At 72.1% G+C, this 20,655-nt stretch carries 13 protein-coding genes and 1 pseudogene; 8 read left to right on the top strand and 6 right to left on the bottom strand.

Annotated features, from left to right (window positions below; genetic code table 11):
• Nucleotides 1–139: 139 nt before the first annotated feature.
• A complete protein-coding gene (locus tag ACTWPW_RS43335) occupies nt 140–1,738 on the top strand; it encodes a glycoside hydrolase family 31 protein (RefSeq protein ID WP_443172133.1) in 1,599 nt (532 codons plus the stop codon).
• Between the two features lie 59 nt (nt 1,739–1,797).
• Here ACTWPW_RS43335 and ACTWPW_RS43330 read toward each other — a convergent pair whose 3' ends face one another.
• The 5 genes from ACTWPW_RS43330 to ACTWPW_RS43310 all read right to left on the bottom strand — a co-directional run bounded on the left by ACTWPW_RS43330 (nt 1,798) and on the right by ACTWPW_RS43310 (nt 10,770).
• Complete coding sequence (locus tag ACTWPW_RS43330; RefSeq protein ID WP_375114226.1) at nt 1,798–3,723, bottom strand: ABC transporter ATP-binding protein/permease; 1,926 nt, start codon at nt 3,721–3,723, stop codon at nt 1,798–1,800.
• A gap of 98 nt (nt 3,724–3,821) precedes the next feature.
• Entirely contained in the window at nt 3,822–6,392 is a 2,571-nt protein-coding gene (gene lanKC / locus ACTWPW_RS43325) for a class III lanthionine synthetase LanKC (RefSeq protein ID WP_443172132.1), read from the bottom strand.
• Between the two features lie 15 nt (nt 6,393–6,407).
• On the bottom strand, nt 6,408–7,418 hold the full coding sequence (locus tag ACTWPW_RS43320) for a hypothetical protein (RefSeq protein ID WP_443172131.1): 1,011 nt from the start codon (nt 7,416–7,418) through the stop codon (nt 6,408–6,410).
• A 77-nt stretch (nt 7,419–7,495) separates the two neighbouring features.
• A complete protein-coding gene (locus ACTWPW_RS43315) occupies nt 7,496–9,505 on the bottom strand; it encodes a prolyl oligopeptidase family serine peptidase (RefSeq protein ID WP_443172130.1) in 2,010 nt (669 codons plus the stop codon).
• The gene (locus tag ACTWPW_RS43310; protein WP_443172129.1) at nt 9,502–10,770 is read right to left on the bottom strand and encodes an MFS transporter; all 1,269 of its coding nucleotides are present in this window, start codon (nt 10,768–10,770) and stop codon (nt 9,502–9,504) included. The genes ACTWPW_RS43315 and ACTWPW_RS43310 overlap by 4 nt, the downstream gene beginning before the upstream one ends.
• Between ACTWPW_RS43310 and ACTWPW_RS43305 the strand changes: the two are divergent.
• The 6 genes and pseudogenes from ACTWPW_RS43305 to ACTWPW_RS43280 form a co-directional block, all read left to right on the top strand.
• Nucleotides 10,769–11,233 (top strand): annotated as a pseudogene (locus ACTWPW_RS43305) (hypothetical protein); the annotation flags it as partial. The gene ACTWPW_RS43310 and the pseudogene ACTWPW_RS43305 overlap by 2 nt on opposite strands.
• Nucleotides 11,234–12,493: an NAD(P)/FAD-dependent oxidoreductase gene (locus tag ACTWPW_RS43300; RefSeq protein WP_375114494.1), complete on the top strand. Its 1,260-nt coding sequence runs from the start codon at nt 11,234–11,236 to the stop codon at nt 12,491–12,493.
• On the top strand, nt 12,490–14,109 hold the full coding sequence (locus tag ACTWPW_RS43295) for an MFS transporter (RefSeq protein ID WP_443172128.1): 1,620 nt from the start codon (nt 12,490–12,492) through the stop codon (nt 14,107–14,109). Before ACTWPW_RS43300 ends, ACTWPW_RS43295 begins: the two co-directional genes overlap by 4 nt.
• Nucleotides 14,110–14,201: 92 nt before the next feature.
• Entirely contained in the window at nt 14,202–16,364 is a 2,163-nt protein-coding gene (locus tag ACTWPW_RS43290) for a WD40 repeat domain-containing serine/threonine protein kinase (protein ID WP_443172127.1), read from the top strand.
• Nucleotides 16,365–16,564: 200 nt separating this feature from the next.
• Nucleotides 16,565–17,707 (top strand): sensor histidine kinase, encoded by a 1,143-nt coding sequence (locus ACTWPW_RS43285; RefSeq protein ID WP_443172126.1) that lies wholly within the window; start codon nt 16,565–16,567, stop codon nt 17,705–17,707.
• Nucleotides 17,700–18,959, top strand: coding sequence for a hypothetical protein (locus tag ACTWPW_RS43280; protein WP_443172125.1), 1,260 nt, complete (start codon nt 17,700–17,702; stop codon nt 18,957–18,959). Before ACTWPW_RS43285 ends, ACTWPW_RS43280 begins: the two co-directional genes overlap by 8 nt.
• Nucleotides 18,960–19,282: 323 nt before the next feature.
• On the opposite strand, the gene ACTWPW_RS43275 is transcribed toward ACTWPW_RS43280, so the two are convergent.
• Complete coding sequence (locus tag ACTWPW_RS43275) at nt 19,283–19,861, bottom strand: helix-turn-helix domain-containing protein (RefSeq protein WP_443172124.1); 579 nt, start codon at nt 19,859–19,861, stop codon at nt 19,283–19,285.
• A gap of 133 nt (nt 19,862–19,994) precedes the next feature.
• On the opposite strand from ACTWPW_RS43275, the gene ACTWPW_RS43270 reads away from it, so the two are divergent.
• Nucleotides 19,995–20,655 (top strand): class I SAM-dependent methyltransferase (locus ACTWPW_RS43270; protein WP_443172123.1); only part of this gene is annotated, 661 nt, incomplete at its 3' end.

Here is a 20,655-nt window from a genome sequence, read left to right as displayed (position 1 = left end):
GTCGCGTTCGCCGCCCGCCCGGTGACGCCGCCAGGTCGCCTGTTTGCCATTCGCCCGCGGAGTCCTCTAGCTTCGGTACCGACTGATCGATACGTATCGCGAGTGGCGTCTCGTCGATCCACCCCGCTGAAGAGGCACGATGATGATTTCCCACGCTCTGCCCGCCCTGCCGCCGGACCCGCTCCTGGAGCAGGCAGGGGATGCGCTGGAGCTGGCTCTGGAGGCGGACGAGCGCTGGTGGGGAGGCGCCGCGGAGGACGGCCTGGCGATGCCGTTCGGCGTACGGCCGTTCGCCCGCGACCTCGGCTCGCCGGTAGGGCACGGGTCCGGCGACGCCGCGCCGTCCAACCAGAGCAGCCCGGTGCTGCTGTCGAACCGCGGGCGAGTGATCTGGTCGGAGCGGCCCTTCGCGTTCGCGTTCGAGGACGGCCTGCTGCGGCTGTCGGGACGGGACATCTCCGTCAGCCGTGCGGGCGGCTCGCTGCGGGAGGCGTTCCTGTCGGCCTCGCGCCGGTTCTTCCCCCCGTCCGGGCGCACGCCGGCCCGTGAGCTGTTCTCGGGCCCGCAGTACAACACCTGGATCGAGCACCCCTACACGCCCACGCAGGAGGCGGTCCTGCGCTTCGTCCGCGACCTCCTGGACGCGGGAATGCCGCCGGGCGTCGTGTTCATCGATGACCTGTGGGCGTACGACTACGGCACCTGGCGGTTCGACCGCTCCCGCTTCCCCGACCCCGCGGCCATGATCCGGCAGCTGCACGAGTGGGGCTGCTCGGTCATGTTGTGGGTCGTCCCGTTCGTCAGCCCCGACTCCGCCGCGTTCCGCGAGCTCGAAGGGCGGGGCCTGCTCATCCGCGACCGCGCCGGGGACACCGCGATCCGGCGGTGGTGGAACGGGCTCAGCGCCCTGCTGGACCTCACCGCACCCGCCGCCGTCAAGTGGATGACGGACCAGCTCGACACCCTCAGGGAGGAGACGGGCGTCGACGGCTTCAAGTTCGACGCCGGTGACGTCCGTGACTACCGGGCGGACGACCGCACCGCCGGGCGGGCCGAGCCGGTCGACCTGTGCGAGGCGTGGGCGCGGGTGGGGCTGCGGTATCCGTTCAACGAGTTCCGCGCCTGCTGGCGGATGGGCGGCCGGCCCCTGGGCCAGCGGCTCCAGGACAAGCCGCCGCTGTGGGGGCCTGCCGGGATCGGGTCACTCGTCCCCGAGATGCTGGCCCAGGGCCTGATCGGCCACCCCTTCGTCTGTCCCGACATGATCGGCGGGGGCGAGATCGAGGCGATGACCGAACAGGGCGCGACCGACCAGGAGTTCTTCGTCAGGTATGCCCAGATCGCCGCGCTCAGCCCGATGATGCAGTTCTCGGTCCTGCCCTTCCGCGTCCTGGACGACGTCCATCTCGCCGCCGTGAACGAGGCGTTGGCCGTCCGAGCCTCGCTGCTGCCCCTCATCCTCGACCTGGTGGACGACGCCGCCACCACCGGTGAGCCGGTCGTGCGCCCGATGGCCTACCACGCGAGCGGGCTGGACGAGGTCACCGACCAGTTCTTCCTCGGCCCGGACCTCATCGTGGCGCCCGTGACGGCGAAAGGCGCCACGGAACGGAGCGTCGCCGTCCCGGCGGGGCGCTGGCGCGGCGACGGCGGCACCGTCGTCGAAGGGCCCGCGCGCGTCACGGTGGCCTGCGACCTGGCCCGCATCCCCCGGTTCGAGCGCCTGGCGGGCACATGATGATCGCCTTTCCGCGAGGAGCACCACGTCCTCCATGGGCGCGTACGGCTCCGTCCCCGTCACGCCGGAGCGGGTTCCGTTTCGTCGCCTCCCAGCGGGCTGAAGCGCCATGCGCCCTCGCCGAGCAGCTTGAGCTCGTGGGTGTGGTGCTGCTCGACCGTCGAGCGGTGGCTGACGCTGACGACGATGGTGTCGGGCAGCTCTGACCGCACCAGTTGATAGAGGACGAACTCCAGGTTCTCGTCCAGCGCCGAGGTCGACTCGTCGAGGAAGAGCGCCTTCGGCCTCGTCAGCAGAATCCGGGCGAACGCGATCCGCTGCTGCTCGCCCGGGGAGAGCACCTTGGCCCAGTCCTGCACCTCGTCGAGCCGGTCCACGAGGTGCGACAGCGCCACCTTCCGCAGCGTGCGGCGCAGGGTCTCGTCATCGATGTCGCCTTCTTTGCCGGGATAGGTGACGACAGCGCGCAGGTCGCCCAGCGGTACGTAGGGCAGCTGCGACAGGAACATCGTCTCGTTGGGTCCGCACGGCCGGGTCAGCGTGCCCGTGGTGAACGGCCACAACTCGGCGAGGCTGCGCAACAGCGTGGTCTTACCGCTGCCGGACGGCCCGGTCACGACCAGCGTGTCCCCCACGTCGAGCCGCATGTCGAGCGGCCTGATCAGCTGCCGGCCATCGGGGGTGCGGACCTCGACGGCCTCGAGCTGAACCGTACTGTCGGCGCAGGGCAGCGTCGTCACCTCCGGCAGCGCCCTGGCCTCCTCGTTGGCGACGACCAGCCCGTGCAGCCGGATGATCGCCGCCCGGTAGCCGGCGAAGGCGTCGTAGGCGTTGCGGAAGAACGACAGGCCGTTCTGGATCTGGTTGAACGCCGAGGCCGACTGCGTCAGGTCGCCGAGGCGGATCTCGCCGGTGAACAGCCGCGGCGCCTGCAGGAGGTAGGGCAGGGGCACGATGCTCTGGCTGATCGCGTAGTTCCAGGCGTTGAAGCCGATCGTCCTGTTCAGATAGTGCCTGTAGTTGCTGACGACGGGGGCGAACAGGCGCCGCAGGCCTGTGCGCTCCGCGACCTCGCCGCGGTAGAACGCGACCGCCTCCGACGCGTCGCGCAGGCGTACCAGGGCGTAACGGAACGCCGCGTTGAACTTCTCGTTCCGGAAGGCCAGCCAGATGATCGGCCTGCCGATCCAGAAGGCGATGACGGAGGCGATGAGGACGTAGACCAGCCCGATCCAGAACATCGCCCTGGGGATCTCGACCCCGGAGATGGAGAGCGTGCCCGAGAGACTCCACAGGATCGCCGTGAACGACACGATCGAGGTGACCGCGGAGATCGCGCCGAACAGCAGCGTGTTGGACGTCCCCCCGTTGCTCGGAAGGTTCGGCAGGGGTCCGAATCCGGCGGTGACCACGTCGATGTCGGACTGGATACGCTGGTCCGGGTTGTCGATGGTGTCGTCGATGAATCGCGACCGGTAGTAGGCCCTGCCGTCGAGCCAGTCCCCGGTCAGCCGGTCGGTGAGCCAGCGGCGCCAGGCCAGCACGAACCGCTGGAACAGGAACAGGTCCAGCAGCAGCCGGGCGATGTGGATCGCCGCCAGGACGCAGAAGACCCACAGGGACATCCAGAAGCCGCGTTCGCCGGAGCCCTTCACCGCGGCGTTGTTGACGGCGATGCCCTGGACCGCGACCTGGAGGCTGGACAGCATGTCGTTGCCCTGGTAACTGAACAGCACGTCCAGGCGGACACCGGTGACCACCGACAGCAGCAGGGCGCCGAGCCAGAGCCAGACCTTGAGGCTCTCCGGGCCGGTGAAGTACGCGCCGGTGATACGCCAGAATTGCCGGCCCCACGTCGTGGAGAGGCCGATCAGCACGAGGACCACCAAGGTGCACACCGCGGCGATCGCCCACGCTTCGGCGATCCACACCAGCGATGTCCAGCCCTCGGAGCCCCAGTCGAGCGTCGGGGTGAACGACTCCATTCCGGCACCGTATAGGCACAGAGTGTGACGAGCGCTCAGGAGGGCCCAACTCGCGGGAAGGAGTCGTCGCAGTGGCCCTCCATGCCGATCAGTACCGATCAGCACCGATCGTCGAGCGTGAACAGCGGGTCCGGAGTGCCGGCCAGGAGGTGGTGCACCGCCAGCAGCACGCCGGCTGAGCCGCTCCACAGATCGGCGCTCAGTTGCAGGAATCTGTCACCGACGAAGCGGACGCCGTCGTCGCCGGGGATCGCGTACTTGAACAGCGCGGCACCGGACCTGATCGCCTCGCCACGCAGGCCGGCGTCGCCGCGGAGATCCGCCGACTGCGAGAGAGCGAGCGTCAGCCCGGCCAGGCCCTGGAACAGGCCCACGCCGACGGTGAACCGGACCGTGCAGTAACGCAGGCAGCGAGCGAGCACGCCGGCGAGCTCGGCGTCCTCGACGACGGTCAGGTATCGGGACAGGACGGACGCGTAGCCCGCGCTTCCGGCGAAGAGGTAGGGCATGTTGCGCGAGTCGGCGGCGGACACCCGGAACCCCAGTGCCCCCGTCTCCACCGGGAGCTGGTGGCGCAGCTCGTCGCGGAGCAGCCCGAGGCCGCGCCGCAGCGGCTCGCGGTCGCCGGTCAGGCGGGCCAGGTAGTAGAGGGCGAGCGCGATGCCGGGGCGGCCGCCGACCAGGCCGGAGGCGTCGCCGGCGGCGAGCTGCCCGGTCAGCGCCTCGCCGTCGGGGATCGCGCTGAGGATTTCCCCGGCCCGGGCGAGCCGACGGTCGTCGCCGGTGTGGCCGTAGAGGGACAGGTGTGTCATGGCGAGTCCGGCCGCGCCGCCGCCGAAGGTCGCGCAGGTGCGGCTCAGCGGATGCCCGTCGGCGGCCGCGAGCAGCTCCCCGGCGGCGTCCAGCTCGCCCAGCTCGGCCAGCACCCAGGCGATGCCGGCGTTGCCGTACAGCAGGCCCGGCGGGGTGGCGTGGCGCTGCGCCAGCGACTCGTCCCGCAGCCGCACGACGACCTCCGGGTCGACCCCGCGCCCTGCGACGTGCAGGGCGTGCAGCACGCCCGCTGTCCCGTGCGCCACGCACCGGGTGTTGGAGGAGAACCCGGCCGGTGTCGTCGGGTAGACCCAGCGCGGATTTCCCGGCTGCGCCATCGCCCCGATCGCGTCGGCCGTCCGGTCGCGCAGCCAGCGCAGCGATTCCAGCGGCTCGCGTTCCACCTCCTCCGGCGCGGGCAGCCCCGGCCGGGCGGGGCGCCGGTGGACGCGCGTCACCTCGGCCCAGAGCCGGTCCGGCACCGGCGCGAGCGCCGCGAGGTCGTGGCGCATGTGGTCGAGGACCTCTGGCGCGCGGGTGACCACTTGGTGCAGCGGGAACAGCAGCATCTGCGCCACGGCCGACAGGGCGTACGCGTCGAGGGAGCGCGAGGCCGTGCCGGTGGGCCGCTCGCCCTCGTACGCCTCGCGCGGCAGATAGCCCGGTGCCCCCAGCGGCGTGACGGCCTGGTCGACGATCGGGCGGGCGGCCTCGAAGTCCACCAGCCTGACCCTCTGCTCGTCGTCGACGAGGATGTTCCTCGGGTTGAGGTCGACGAAGACGTACCCGAGCTCGTGCAGCGTGGCGATGGTCTGCTCGACCTGGCCGAGGATGGCCAGGCACTTCCGGTAGTAGCCGTCGAACGCTGCCCTGGGCCGGCCGACCTTGATCACCGGAGAGTTCGCGACGACCCACCTGTTCAGCGTCGTGCCCGGAACCAGCTCGGTGACCAGGTAGGTGTTCTCCCAGTGCGCGAAGAGCTCGATCGGCTCCGGGCATATCCCCGGGTGCCTGCGGTGCAGGGCCCTGAGAGTGTCGTGTTCCTGTTCCAGCCGCTGTTGCGCGTCCCGCGCGTCCGCGTCGTACCCGGTGTGGGCCCATGCCTCCTTGACGAAGACCGGCCGTCCGTCCGCCGCGCGGGCACGGTAGGCGCCGCCCGCGTTGCTGTGCTGGAGGACCGCCTGGAAGGTGTAGCCGCCGAAGCCGGCCGGTCCGCCGGCGTCCTCGTCGTGGCGCGGGGCCGCGAACGGGTCGGTCACGCCCGGCGGGAGCACGAACTCCGGTCGCCGCTCGTCCGGGATCTCCCGGCCGGCGGCGTCGAGCAGGGTGAGCTGCCGGGTGCCGTCGGCCTGCAGCCGGGATCGTTCGCGGAAGGAGCCGTACCGGTAGGAGACGCAGGACGAGGAGCCGAAACGCCGGTCGCTGCGGATGTACGGCCCGGTGAAGCCGGCGAGATCCTGCTCCAGCCGGATGAGCAGCTCGCGGGCGGCCTCCGTGGTCGGCGGGTACACCGCGCAGAACTTCCCGCTCTGCGCGCGGTTCCCGTGCTTGTTGTGGACCCAGAGGAAGAACGACTTTCCGCTCACATGCTTGAACGGCACAGAGAACGCGACGCAGGCGGCGGCGACGATGTCCAGCACCCGCTGCGCGTTCTCGATGGCGCTGGAGACGTGGATCTTCCACCCCTGGTCAGGGAGCACGACGCCGGGCGGCGTCCATTCCGTCCAGACGTCCCTGCTCGATCGCTCCCAGGTCGCCGGCATCCCGGCGGGCCGGTACGGGACGCCCGGCGGGACGAGGTCGAGTGGCTCGTAGTAGTCCGCGTGAGCCAGGGCGAACGCGAGATGCTGCAGCATGGCGACATTCCTCTCTCAGAGCCAGCCGCGTCGAACCGCCGCGACGCCGGCCTCGAACCTGCTGGACGCCTCCAGCCGCGCGGTCAGCCGGGCGATCCGCCGCCGCAGGTGACGGACCGACACTCCGAGATGGCGAGCGGCCACCTCGTCGGTGTTGCCCGACGCGAGAAGGTCGAGCAGCCGGCGATCATCGTCGGTCAGTCCCGGTTCCCGGGAGATGTCCTGGAGATCCGGGGACAGCTCGCGGGCCTCGTCCCAGAGCCGGTCGAACAGCCGCAGGAAGCCGGTCAGCAAGCCGACCTGCCGGACGACGAGCGCGCCCTGTCCGTGGTCCTCCGGGTCGATGGGGACGACGGCCACCTGCTCGTCCATGACGATCAGCGGGTCGAGCCGCCGGTCGCTCACGCGGATCCGCGCTCCCTCGGCCATGAGCCGGTGCAGGTAGGTGCGGGTCCGCTCGTCGTCCAGCGCCGATCGCTCGTGGACCAGCCGCAGCTCGATCCCCCTGCGCAGGCGCAGGTCGAGTGCCTGGCAGACCTCCGGTCGAGGCCGGCCGTGCAGCACGCAGTACATGCTCGCCCGGGTCAGGGACGACAGCTCAGCAAGCCGCTCGCGGACGTCCCGCATGCCGTCGACCCACTCCACCCCCGGTCCACCGCCGCGCAGCCCCGCCATCCCCCGCGCGTCCAGCACCGAGAGCGCCCCCAGTTCGGTTCGCAGCCCCGCCACCTTGCGGTACTTCCGCAGCAGCTCGTCTTCCTTGTGCTCGATGAGCTGCCTCAGCGACGCGGTGGGATCGACGGCGACGACCCCGGACGGCGCGGCCGGGTGCGTCCGGGCGACGCCCAGGTCGACGAGGTGAGCCAGGGCAGTCCTGAGATCGTCTTCCACCGCGCCGACCTGGGCCTCCAGGGCCGTCAGGTCGTGCTCGGGCTTCTGCAGCAGCGCGCGGTACGTTCGTTCCGCCAGTTCGTCGAAGCCGAGATCACGTAACGTCATCACGCCGGTGTCATTGGCCTTACCCACGTAACCCCCATATTTGACGATGAGCCCCCTCGTCGGTATAGGCGTGACTCGTCCGTTCCACCGTGTTCCACCGCCCGTCACCCGTCGTCCGCGAGCGCCAGTCCGGTATGCCGGGCGATGAACGCGAGAGCGGCGGCCGTCTTCCAGATCCCCTGCTCGCCGCGGGCCCCCGTATGGCCCGCGCCCTCCACCACGTAGTGCAGGACCGGTCCGCCCGTCGTCGCGTGCTGCAACTGGGCGGCCATCTTGCGGGAGTGCAGGGGGTCCACGCGCGTGTCATTGCTCCCCGTGATCAGGATCGTCGCGGGGTGGCGGCGCCCGGCGGACACGTTGTGGTAGGGCGAGTAGCTCAACAGCGCCTCGAGCCCCGCCGGCTCGTCCGGGGAACCGTACTCCTCGCGCCACGCCTCGCCCAATCCCCAGCGTTCATAGCGGATCATGTCGAACGGCGCACCCGCGCACCCCACGACCGCGTACGCCTCGGGCCGCTGTACCGCGGCCGCCATGGCCAGCAGGCCGCCGTTGCTGCCGCCGAGCAGGGCCAGCTGGTCCCGCCGCGTCCAACCGTGCCGGACGAGCCAGTCACCGGCCGCGTGCAGGTCCGCGAGAGCGTTGCCCTTGTTCGCCCCGCTGCCCTCCTGGTGCCATCGACGGCCCCGCTCGCCGCCGCCGCGAATCCCGGCGACCGCGACGTACCCGCCGTTGAGCACCCACGCCAGCAGGTCGGGCTGGAACGAGGGGCGGGCCGGGATGCCGAAGCCGCCGTAGACCGCCAGCAGGGTGGGACGGGGACGCTCCGCGCCGCACCCGGCCAGGATGGTCAGCGGGACCTCGGTCCCGTCGGCCGAGTGGTAGACGTGCCGGCTGACCTCGACGTCCGGACGTGCCGGCGCCCCGTCGCACGGGGTCACGCGGCCGGAACGCACATCCAGCCGCCATGCCGACGGCGGGGTGTCCCACCCGGCATAGGTGAGGGCCAGGACGGCCGGATCGCCCGTCGGCCTGATCGAGCTCACCGTCCCGTCACCGGGCAGCCCGACCTCGGTGAGCGCGGCGCCCGTCGTCGCGTCGTGCACGGTCATCCGGCTGACGCCGTCCCGGTTGCGCAGCGCGACCAGGCGGCGGCCGCGCTCGGTGCGGGCGAGGGTCACGCCGGCCAGGACCCCGGAGGTGTCCTCGGGGAGCAGGACCCGCCAGGGCCCCCAGCCGTCGCCGGCGCGGTCCGCGACGAGCACCTGCCCGAAGCCGCCGGCCGTCGAGGACGAGGCCACCAGCCGGTCGTCGTCGTCCACCACCACGACGGCCGAGGCTCCGGCCCCTGGCGGCAGCGGGCGGAGCGGGCCGCCCGCTCGTACGTCGGCGACGCTCACCCGCGTGTCGCGCGCGGTCCCGTCCCGGACTGTGACGACCAGCCAGCGGTCGTGCCAGAGCGCCACGTGATAGCGGGTGGTCGCCGCCTCGTCGCCGGCGACCAGTTCGTCCGCGGTGACGTCGCCGCCGATCTTGTGGTGGTAGACGCCCGTACCCGGCCGGTCGAGGTGGCCGCGCGCGCAGAAGTACGCCTGCTCGTCCGCGCGCCACTCGATCGGGGAGTACCGGGTCCCGGACACGGTCTCCACGACGCGTCCGGTGGTCACGTCCACCAGCGACAGGGGGGTCCGGTCCTCGGCTCCGGCCACGAGGACCTGGATCGCGACGAGGCTCCCGGCGGGAGACGGCTGCCAGCTCGCGACGGTGGCGTGGGGATGCAGGTCGGTCACGCCCACGACCGTCCGCCACCCCGCCCGCTCCCGCACCTGTAGCGTCCAGCGCTCGTCCGGCCCGAAGGGACCGGCCCGGAACCCGCGGGAGCCCGCGGTCCTGGCCGGGGACGGGGACGGCCGGGGGGCGAGGTCGCGCAACATCGCGCTCAGCCGTCGCCTGCCCGGCAGGCGCTCCAGACAGCCGACGCTGAGCGCCTGCTGCTCGCGCAGCCATCGCCGGGTGTCCTCGGAGTCCGGGTCCTCCAGCCAGCGGTACGGGTCCGCGACGAGATGCCGGTGACGGCGCTCCGTCACCGGGTCCCGCCGCGCATCCGGATATCTCACGAGGGCACTCCCGCGGTCGTACCGGCGGGAGCGCCGGCCGCGCGCGCACGGCCCCGCCGCACGGAGATGAGGAGCATGGTCACCGCGACGAGGGCGATGGCCTGGCACAGCCAGATACCGTTGCGCACGCCGAACCGCTCCCCGAGCACGCCGCCCAGGAGGGCGCCGGCGGCGCTCGCGAGCGTCACGACCGTGGTGAGCAGCGTGGTCATCCGGCCGAAGTACTCGTCCCCGATGTCGTCGGACAGGATGGTGATGAGCGCCAGGTTGCCCGCTGCCCCGAAGAACACGGGCAGCCCGATGCCGATCGTGACCAGGGCCAGCACCGCCCAGAGCGGCCCGCCGGCCAGCGGCAACGCGAGGGTCGCGAGCACGGCCGCCAGCGAGCACGCCAGCAGGAGGCGACGCGGCGAGTGGCCGCGCTCCAGCAGCTTGGGCGCCGCCAGCGAGCCCACCGCGCCGAGGAGCGTGGCGACCACCATGGGGGCGCTGTACAGGGCGACGGGAAGGTGCAACGTGTCCAGCAGGAACAGGGAGCGCTGGGCGAGCGTGCCCTGGGTCGCCACGTTGAGCAGGAACGCGTAGGCCGCGAAGGCGGACAGCAGCGGGTGCGCGCGGATCACCGACACCCCGGCGCGCATCTCGCGCAGGATCCCGGCCTTGGGTTCCGGTTTGCTCGACCGCCGATCCGGTGATCGCAGGGCGCGCAGGCAGGAGGCGCTGAAGGCGTAGGTCAACGAGTCCAGGAGGAACAGCAGCGGAGCACCCAGCGTCGCCAGCAGGGGACCGGCGATCGTGCCCGCGACGGCACGCGAGATCATCTCGGAGGACTGCAGCCGCCCACGGGCCGCTCCCACGTTCTCCACATCGTCGAGGCTGCGCAGATGGGTGAAGTACAGAGCGAAGACGACGATCTCCGCCAGGCCGATCAGGAAACCCACCGCGCACAGCCAGGCGATCGTCAGCGCGCCGGTGAAGGCCGCGGCGGCACAGGCGAGCACCACGCCACCGCAGAGCAGGTCGATCAGCACGAGCATGCGGCGCGGCCGGACGATCCGATCCGCCAGGACACCGCAGATCGGCCCGAACAGCAAGGCCGGCAGGGTCGCGCTCACCACGATCAGGGAGATCTCCCGGGGGGTGGCGTGCAGGTTGATCACGGCGACCACGGAGGAGGCGGTGGCGGTGAGGCTACTGCCGAAGACCGAGGCGGCCTGCCCGGTCAGATAAAGCCGGAGGTCGGAAACACGTCTGAAGTGCACCATGGTCGGAGCTCGCCATTCTTTGTTTTTGACTTCGTACGGCACCAGCAATTCGAGAAGGGTGGGCGCGGGAATCGACGAGTCCCGCGCCCGGGACGACCTAGTTCTCGTTCGAGCAGTGCGACCAGCTCAGCGTGCTGATGGGCGCGTCCTCTTCGATGCCGGAGTCGCCGGCGTCGACAGTGGCCTGCATCTGCAGCTTCAGCACGTCGTTCATGCTGTGATCCTTTCGATCGATGGTCACCGTGAGCCCGCTTCCTGGATTCACGGAACTTGCCCGGTCATCATTACCGGCGCCGGTGCGCGGCGAAAGAGTTTTTCCGGTCAGCAAGCGGACATGCGCCATGTCATTTTCCGGACCTGTGGCCCGGCCGATGCACCGGCTAATGTGAAATTCGTGGTCGATATCTCGGTTGCCAATGAAGTCGAAAAAGGAATCGTCGTTGTCGGCGCCGGTACAACCGGCATGTCGGTCGCGATGATGCTCGCCCGGCACGGCCTGCCCGTGACGGTCATCGAACGTGACGAGTGCGCCGCGTTCGGCCGGCGCGAGGGCTATCCCGCCCTTCGCGCCGGAGCGGCACACGCCCGGCGCCCCCACCAGCTCATGGCGGGAGCGCGTGACATCCTGTGGCGATCGCTGCCCGACGTGACGCGCAAGGTCTACGAGCTGGGCGCCCGCGACGCGGTCGAACATCCCGGCGATTCACCGGCCGCCTTCATGGCCCTTCGCCGTGCCCTGCTGGAGCGGGCCCTCCTCGCCTGCGCGCGGGATCTCCCCAGCCTGACGCTCCGGTTCGGCGAGCGGGTGCTCGACGTGGTGACCGAGGACGAGCCCGGGGCGCGGGTGCGCGGCGTGCGCACGGCGAAGGCCGTCCTTCCCGCCCGGCTGGTCATCGACGCGACGGGCATCCACGCGCGGCTCGCCTCCGCCGCGCCGTACGTCAGCATGAGGTCGCACCTCTACTACACCTCCCAGCCCTTCCGGCTGACCGACGCGGGATTCGCCGCCGCGCGGGACGCCGTCGCGCTGTGGAGCCCCGCTCCGTCCAGGGATGTCGTGCACGTCCGGCTGTTCGTGCACGATCCGCCCTTCGCCTCGGTCCTGGTCGCCCTGCGCGGCGACCGGCATCCGCCCGGCCGGCAGGTCATGCTCGAGTCCTACCGCGCGGCTCTGGCGTCCGAGCGGCTGCGATCGTGCCTGCGGGACGCGGTCCCGCTCGCGCCGATCCAGGATTTCGGATTTCTGCGGAGCAGAATCCGCCTGTCCGCGTTCTCCGGACCGTGCGGGCTCCACCAGATCGGAGACGCGCTGGCGGCGCTGAACCCGCTCACCTCGCGAGGCGCGGGGCTCGGCCTCGTCCAGGCGGAGTTGCTGGCCGAGGCCATCGCCCGCGACCCGGACGACTTCGCGGGCCAGCGAGCGGTCATGATGCGCGCCTATCACGACTGGGTCGCACCCCATTGGGCGATGGGCGTGGTCCAGGGGTTTCTCCGGCCGGACGCGGACCCGCCGCCGGAGGTCGCCGAGCTCGTCGCCGCGGCTCGGCACAGGTGGAACCGGATTCGCGAGATCCGCCGGGCCTGGCACGCGCCGCCGGCCGCCGGCACGGATCGGACGCGGCTGAAGGACCACATGCGGACAGCCCTCGAGGTCCTGGCGCTCCAGGCTCCGCCATCCGTACTCGACTCCCTGCCGGAAACGGCTGGAAGGTGCGCACCATGAGGGCCGCCTCGCATGGACATACGCCGGCGTTCTGGTCGGGCGTGACGATCACGACGGTCGGCGTGCTGTTGCAGCTGCCGAGCTACTTCATGGCCCGTGACATGCACTATCACATGGCCGGCATGCCGGTGACGACCGAGATGGCCATCGGCATGATCCTGCTGTTCGTCGGCGTCGGCGTCACCGCCTACAGCCTGTTCCCACGGTCGGGTGGCAGGCGGCCCGAGCTGAGCAGGGTGAGCATCGCCCCTCTCGACGACGCCCGGATCAGACCCGCCCACGTCGGGCTGCTCCTGGTCATGGCGGCCGCCATCACGATCGACGTGATGAAGCCGACCGCCTTCGCGTTCCTCGTTCCCGGCGCCGCGGCCGAGTACGGGCTGCGCGGGCCGCTGAACCCCACGGCCGACGCGCTGCCGATCGCCCTCTACCCGCTGTCCGGCGTCACCGGCATCATGATCGGCTCGTTCGTCTGGGGCTGGCTGGGCGACCGCATCGGGCGGCGCGCGTCCATCCTGCTGGCGGCGATCATCTTCATCGCGACGTCGACGTGCGGCACGATGCCCGAATTCTGGATGAACCTGGTCACCTGCCTCGCCATGGGCCTCGGCGTGGGCGGCATGCTCCCCCTCACCTTCGTGCTGCTCTCGGAGACGGTGCCCAGGAGGCATCGCGGCTGGATGATCGTGCTCATCGGCAGCGACATCGCCGGCGCGTACATCATCGTGAGCTGGCTCGCCTCCACCTGGGCCGCGCCCGAGGCGTTCGGCTGGCGCCTGCTGTGGCTCGTCGGCCTGCCCACCGGTCTCATCCTGCTCCTGCTGAACCGCTGGATCCCGGAGTCGCCCCGCTTCCTGATCATGCATGGCCGGGACGAGGAGGCCAGGGCCGTCATGCGCAAGTACGGCGCCACCATCGTCGAGACGCAGTCGGAGCTCGCCGTCGAGCGCGACCTGGACCGCGGCACCCGGCTGGCGTTCAGCAAGCCGTTCCTCGGCCTGACCGCCGTCGTCGTCCTGCTGGGGCTGAGCATCGGCACCACCCAGTTCGGCTTCCAGCAGTGGATGCCGTCCAACCTCCAGCGGCTCGGCTTCTCCGAGGTGGACGCCAGCGAGATCCTCCGCAACGCCGCGATCATCGGCTTCCCGTTCAGCGTGCCGATCGCGCTGCTGTACGGGTTCTGGAGCAGCAAGAAGACCATCATCCTGCTGATCGCGCTGATGGGCGGATCGCTCGCCACCTTCGCCGCGCTGGGCGACCAGGTGGCCGCCAATCGCGGCCTGCTGTACGTCCTGCTCGTCGTGCCGGTGTGGGGGATCAGCATCCTGAACGCCGTGCTCGCCGCGTACACCGCCGAGATCTATCCGACCGTCGTCCGCGCGCGCACGAGCGGTCTGTCCGCGGGCGCGACCAAGGCCGGCGGGGTTCTGATCCTGGCCCTGGTGATCACCGCCGTCGCGGTCCCCTCGGTACGGGTGACCGCCGCTGTCGGCGTCGTCCCGATGGCCCTGGCCCTGATCGCCCTGATCGCGTTCGGCCCGGAGACCCGGCACAAGCGGCTCGAACGGATCACGGCCGAGGAACTGCGGTCGTCCGGCACCTCGGCTCTCCCCTGATCCGGCCGGTCGGGACCCGGCGAAGAACCCTGTCCAGCGGCCGTGAAGTGCAGGATCGCCCTCTATCTGCGGAACGTGTATCGTCGAGAACCATGTTCCGCCCCCTGCAGGCCGGCGAACCCACCCGGCTGGGTGACTACCGCGTCGTCGGCGGCCTCGGTGAGGGCGGGCAGGGCGTGGTCTACCTGGCCGAGCACGCCTCGGGCGAGCGGGTGGCGATCAAGGTGCTGCACGCCCGGCTGGCGGGCAGGAGCGAGGCGCGCGAACGCTTCTTACGCGAGGTCGACGCGGCCATGCGGGTGGCCGCGTTCTGCACGGCCCGCGTGCTGGACGTGGCGGTCGACGGCGACAGGCCCTACATCGTGTCGGAGTTCGTCGACGGCCCGTCGCTGCAGGATTCCGTCCGCGAGCACGGCCCCAGGTCCGGAGGCGCGCTCGACCGCATCGCGGTCAGCACGGCCACCGCGCTGGCGGCCATCCACCGGGCCGGGATCGTCCACCGCGACTTCAAGCCGTCGAACGTCCTGCTGGGCTCCGACGGCCCCCGGGTGATCGACTTCGGCATCGCGCGCGCCGTCGACGTGACCGCCACCGCCGGCTCGGTGGGCACCCCGGCGTACATGGCTCCCGAGGTGATCCACGGCGAGCCGGCGCTGCCCGCGTCCGACGTGTTCAGCTGGGCGGTGACCGTGGGCTTCGCCGCGACCGGGCGCCCGGCGTTCGGCCAGGACACGTTGCCCGCGGTGATGTACCGCATCCTCAACGACCGGCCGCGGCTGGACGGCGTCCCCGAGCCCCTGCGCGCCCTTCTCCTCCGCTGCCTGGCCAAGGCACCGCGGGAACGCCCCACGTCGGCCGAGGCCCTGCATCTCCTCCTCGGCCACGACCAGCGCGTGACCAGGCCCGTCGGCGGTGACTCGGGCGCGGCTCCACCGGCTGGAGCGGCACACGCCTGGACCTCGTCCACCGGCATGCCGCCGGCCGGGCCGCCCCTCGCCGGACCCGCCGCGACGCCCGGTCCCGGTACGCCGTCCGGTCTCGGTGCGACGCCCGGTCTCGGCGCGCCGTCCGGCCTCGGTGCGCCGTCCGCGGAGGGGGCGCCGCCTGCCGCCCTCATCACGGACGCACGCGGCAAGCGGTCCAGGCTCCTGGTGGTGGGCTCGGCCGTCTCCGTGGCGGTGCTCGTGAGCGTGCTGGTGGTGGTCCTGCGAGGGGGAGCGGGCGACTCGCCGGCGACGCCCGTGTCCTCGGCGACGGCGGGCACACCGTCGGCGACGGCCGGCGTCGCCGCTCGGCCGTACGGCCGGAGGATGGCGAGGGTCACCCTCGGCGGCGAGGTCAACAGCCTGGCGGTGAGCACCTACGTCGGACAGCGCGCGGTGCTGGCCGGCAGCACCAAGGGGGTGGCCAGAGCGTGGAAGTTCGGCACGCGCCCCAGCGAGCTCGCCGAGCTGAGGACCGCCGGCGGCGAGGAGACGGGCGCCGCCATCGACGTGGGCGAGGTGGACGGGCAGGCGGCCGCGTTCAGGCGGCTGCGGAACGGCGGGGTCATCGTCTCCCGCGCGGGGAGCACCGAGCCGGTCGGCCCCACCTACCGAGGCCACCAGAAGATGGTCTACACGATCGCCTCCGCGCAGGTGTCGGGCAAGACGGTCCTGATCAGCGGTGATGAGGCCGGAAAGGTCCACGTTTGGGACCCCACAACGGGCAAGGACTCCGGGCCCCAGCCCAAGGCGGCGGGTGGCGACCCGGTGTTCGGCGTCGCGACCGGCACGATCGACGGGCGTCCGTTCGCGGTGACCGCGTCGGCCGACGACACCGCGCAGGTGTGGCACCTGGAGACCGGCTCTGCGGGCGCCACCTTCCGCGGCCACAGCGGTGACGTCTTCGCCGTGGCGACCACCGCGATGGACGGCACGCCGGTGGGGATCAGCGGCGGCTCCGACCGCAAGGTCCGCGTCTGGGACGCGCGCAGCGGCGCGGAGTTCGCGGCGTTCTCCGGCCACACCGCCGAGATCGCCTGCCTGGCGGTGGGCAGGGTGAAGGGCCGCGCGGTCGTCGCCTCCGGCGGGTTCGACGGAACAGTCCGCGTCTGGGACCTGCGCAGCGGCAAGCAACTCGGCGACCCGCTGAAGTCCGCCGGTGGGCGCGTCTATTCGGTGGCGATCGCCGAGGACGACGGGGCGTCGTGGCTGGCCGCGGGCGACGTCAAGGGCAATGTCACCGGCTGGAGCCTCGGCCCGGCCTCCCCCTAGCCCTAGCCGGAACCCCGCTCCGACGCCGCCAACGCCGGAGGGCTCGGCCTGCTCTCCCCACCTGACGGCGCGTGGCTCATCCGGGGCGGCGGACGCCCACCCGTCGATCCGCGCGAATTCCCCAAGTCACGACATCTCCCGATGGTGGAGACGTTAGGCTGCCGTGACGGCAGGGACGTGGGCGGTCCGAGAGGTGGCGGTTGGCAGGGGAGGCTGCGGGGCTGCTGGTGCGCTTCGGGCGCAGGTACGCCTGCGCGGTACGTCTGGCAACGCTGGTGCCGATCTGCGCCATCGCCCTTTTCCGGGCCCCGGCCGAGCAACTGGTGAGCACCGCGGCCGTGGTCGGCGTCGCGGCGGTGTGGACCTGTGTGTTCGCGTGGTGGTTGCGGGCGGGGCGGGGCAACGCGCTCGTCGCCCTCGACGTGGCCGTCCTGCTGGGACTGTTCGGCAGCATCTTCTGGACCGACGCCGTGGAGGCCAGGAACACCGGGTGGCTGCGGCTGCTGGTCACCTTCGCCTGCGTGACCTACCAGTGGCACACCTCACCGGCGGCGGGCGGCACGGCGGCGTTCGTCGGCGGGGGCGGGGCGGTGGCGATCCTCTTTGAGGCGGGGGCGTGGGAGGTGGACGTGAGCCTGGTCACCGGGACGATGTGGGCGGTGCCGGCCGCCGCGCTCTCCAGAGCGGCCTGGATCCTCGTCCGCCATGCGGCGAAACGGGCCGACCTGATGGCGGCCGAGGCCCTGCGGGCGCGCGGCGAGGCCACGGTGGCCGAGGCCGTACGCGCCGAGGAACGCGAGCAGGTCAACTCCCTGCACGACACGGCGGCGACGACCCTGCTGATGGTGGGCCTGGGGCAGGTGCGCTCGGACGCCGGCTGGCTGGCCCCGCAGGCGCGGCGCGACCTGGACAGGCTGCGCTCCGTCAGCGGGCGGGCACCCGAGGAGGCCGACCTCGTCGACCTGCTGCGTGCTGATCTCGCCGTCACGCACCTGACCGTGGACTTCGACGGCCCCGAGCGGCTCCGCCTTCCGTTCGACGTCGCCAGGGCGATCACCGACGCGGCGGGCGAGGCTCTCACCAACGTACGCCGCCACTCGGGCACCGCCCGCGCGACCGTCCGGCTCCGGGGGGACGCGCGTGCGCTCCGCCTCGACATCGCCGACCAGGGGAAGGGGTTCTCGCCGGACGCCGTGCCGGGGACCCGGCGCGGGGTGCGCGAGTCCATACGCGGCAGGATGGAGCGCGTCGGCGGCACGGCCACGGTCACCTCCGCCGCCGGCGAGGGGACTCGGGTCCGGCTCGAATGGCGGGCACTGGCGGGTGACGCCGCCGATGCGTGACGCCGACGCGAGTCGTACCGGCGTGAGAGAGGCCGCCGCGAATGACGCCTTCCTGAGCGACGCCTTTCTGGGCGACGCCGTGAGTGGCCCCGGGAAGAGTGGCGCGAGGCCGGACGGCGTGCCGGGGGCGAGCGCGGCCGTTGCGGGTGACGCCGTCGAGGAGTCCACGCGGGCGCAGTTACGGCGCGGCCTGCGGGTGGCGACGCTGGTCATCGCCATGGCGATCGTGTTCGGGCTCGGGCTCACCAACCTGGTGCGCCACCTCGGCTCCTACGACACGCCGCTCACGCAGTTGGGCGCATTCGCCGTGCTCGGCGTCGTGCTGATCGCGGAGGCCGTGCTGCTCGTCCGCGGGCGGTCGTGGGGCCGGCTGCGCGGCGTGGCCATCGTGGTCGTGCTCGCCGCGTCCATGCTGTCGTACGCGACCCTGCCGGACGGCCGCACCTCTACCGGCACGGACTGGATGTTCGGCGCGGCCAACTGGGCGGGCCTCGTCGTGGTGCTGGACCGCCCGCTGCGCACCGCGGTGCTGTTCCTGCTGGCCCACGAGCTCACCGCGCTGCTCAACCTGCTCCTGCTCGAAGGGGCCTCCCGTGGGGAGCTGGCCCGGTTCGCGACCGGGTCGGTGACCGTGATCGGCTTCCCGCTGTGCGTGGCGGTGGTGGCGACCGTGCTGCGCAGCCTCGGCGCGGCGGCGGTGGCCGCGCGCAGGGAGATCGAGCGGGTACGCGTCGCGGAAGCCGTCGCCGCCGAGTCGCACCGCCGCAGGCAACAGCGCTTCGCCGAGCTGTCGGCCACCACGGTGCCGCTGCTGGAGGGGCTGGCCGACGGATCGCTCCACCCTGAGGACCAGCTGGTCCAGCGGAGCTGCGCCGTCGAGGCGGCACGCATGCGCAGGCTGTTCGCCGAGTCCGACACCGTCGCCAACCCCCTGCTGCACGAGCTGCGCCACTGCATTGACGTGGCGGACCGCAAGGGCGTCGTGGTGGAGCTGGACGCGCGCGGCCAGTGGCCGGCACCGCCGGTCGCGGTCAGGCGGGACCTCACCGAGGCGGTCCTCGTCGTCCTCGCCACCTCGGCCACCCGGGCACGCGTCACGGTCGTGGGCAGCGCCGCGCTGGTGTCGGTCAGCGTGGTCGCCGACTGCGGCGAGATCGACGTGCCGGCGCCGGCCACGCCGGGTGTCCGCGTCGAAGCGTTGACCTACGACGACACGGTCTGGATGGAAGCCCAATGGCAGCCGGCCAGGTGAGCACCGCCCTCATCGTGCCGTCCGAATGCCGCAGAGGAAGGCCATCGCGGCCTCGGGCGGTGTCACGCCGTGGGCCTCGCAGACGTCAGCGATGCGGTGCGCGCGCTCCAGCACCTGCGCGGGGGCGGGCCGGCGGTGAGAAGGTAGGGCCTCCGATGGCCGCCGACGTCAAGACGGCGGTTCTCCGGCATCCGGTGGGACGACCCGCACTTTCGGCAGCGGCCACGACCCCGGCGCGGCCTACGCGCCCAGCGGCTCCGAGCTGAGCGAGCGGGCTGCTCGGCGCCCGAACGGGCGGGGTCGGCCGGTGGGGGCCGGGTCGGTCAGTGCTCGAGCGGCGCCAGATGGGCACGCTCTCCCTGCGCGCCGAACAGGGTGAGCAGCTCCGCGGGCTGACTGCCGGCGCTGCCGATCCAGTGCGGGATGCGGGTGTCGAACTCCGCGGCCTCGCCGACGCCGAGCCGGAACTCCTGCTCGCCGAGCACGAACCTGACGTGCCCGTTGAGGACGTAGAACCACTCGTATCCCTCGTGGGTCTGCAGGTTCATCGTGGGCGACCGGCCGGCCGGGGGATAGATCACCTTGTAGGCCTGGATGCCGCCGGCCCGCCTGGTCAGCGGCACCAGCACCAGCCCGGATCGCCGTACCGGCCGCAGGTGGATGCGCGGGTCGCCGGTGGGCGGGGCCGCGACGAGATCATCGAGCGGGACGCCGTGGGCGCGGGCCAGCGGCAGCAACTGCTCCAGCGTGGGGCGCAGCTTGCCGTTCTCCAGCCGGGACAGGGTGCTCGCGGTGAGGCCGGTTTCGTCCGCCAGCGTGGCCAGCGTGGCGCCCCGCGCCCGGCGCAGGGCACGCAAGCGGGGTCCGACTCCGGCCAGAACGTCTCCTGCGGGGTGGTCCATGCCTCGATAATGCGGATCCGCAACTTTTCTTGCAAGTGGGAAACGGGGGTGGCGATGCTGTCGGTACATCACCGGCGCCGGACGTACGCATCGGATCGCGTACGGCACGCCGGCCGACGAAGGGGCGACTCAGATGGATCCCACCGGACACCGGCGACCCACGTCCGACGGCGCGGACGGACACGGCGCGGGTGGACACAGTGCGGACGGACACGGCGCGGCGGACGAGGACGCCGAGCTGTTCTGGGAGCGGCACTACCGTGCCCGGCGCACCTGGGACGCGCGCGCCAACCCGCTGCTCGCTGAGACCGCCGCCCCGCTGCGCCCCGGCTCGGCCCTGGACCTGGGCTGCGGCGCCGGCGGCGACGCCATCTGGCTCGCCCGGCGGGGCTGGCACGTCACCGCCGTGGACATCTCCACCACCGCCGTCGAACGGGTGCGGGAACGCGCCCGCGAGCTCGGCGTCGCGGACCGGGTCACCACCGAACAGCACGACCTGGCCGGCAGCTTCCCGGCCGGCCGGTTCGATCTCGTCTCGGCCCAGTACTTCCACACCCCGTTCCCGATGCTCCGCGACCGAGTCCTGCGCACCGCCGCACGGGCCCTGCACCCCGGCGGCCTGTTGCTGATCGTCGACCACGGCTCCACCGCGCCGTGGTCGTGGAACCAGGGTCCTGACGCCCACTTCCCCACACCCACCGAGATCGCCGCCGAACTCGATCTCGACCCCGCGCACTGGTCCGTCCTGCGCGCCGACATGCCCCGCCGCCAGGCCACCGGACCCGCCGGTGAGA

This window comes from Nonomuraea sp. KM90 (assembly GCF_052246675.1).
Classification (GTDB): domain Bacteria; phylum Actinomycetota; class Actinomycetes; order Streptosporangiales; family Streptosporangiaceae; genus Nonomuraea.
The sequence above is the reverse complement of the archived record's forward strand: the minus strand, read 5'-3'. Positions and strand labels throughout refer to the sequence as shown.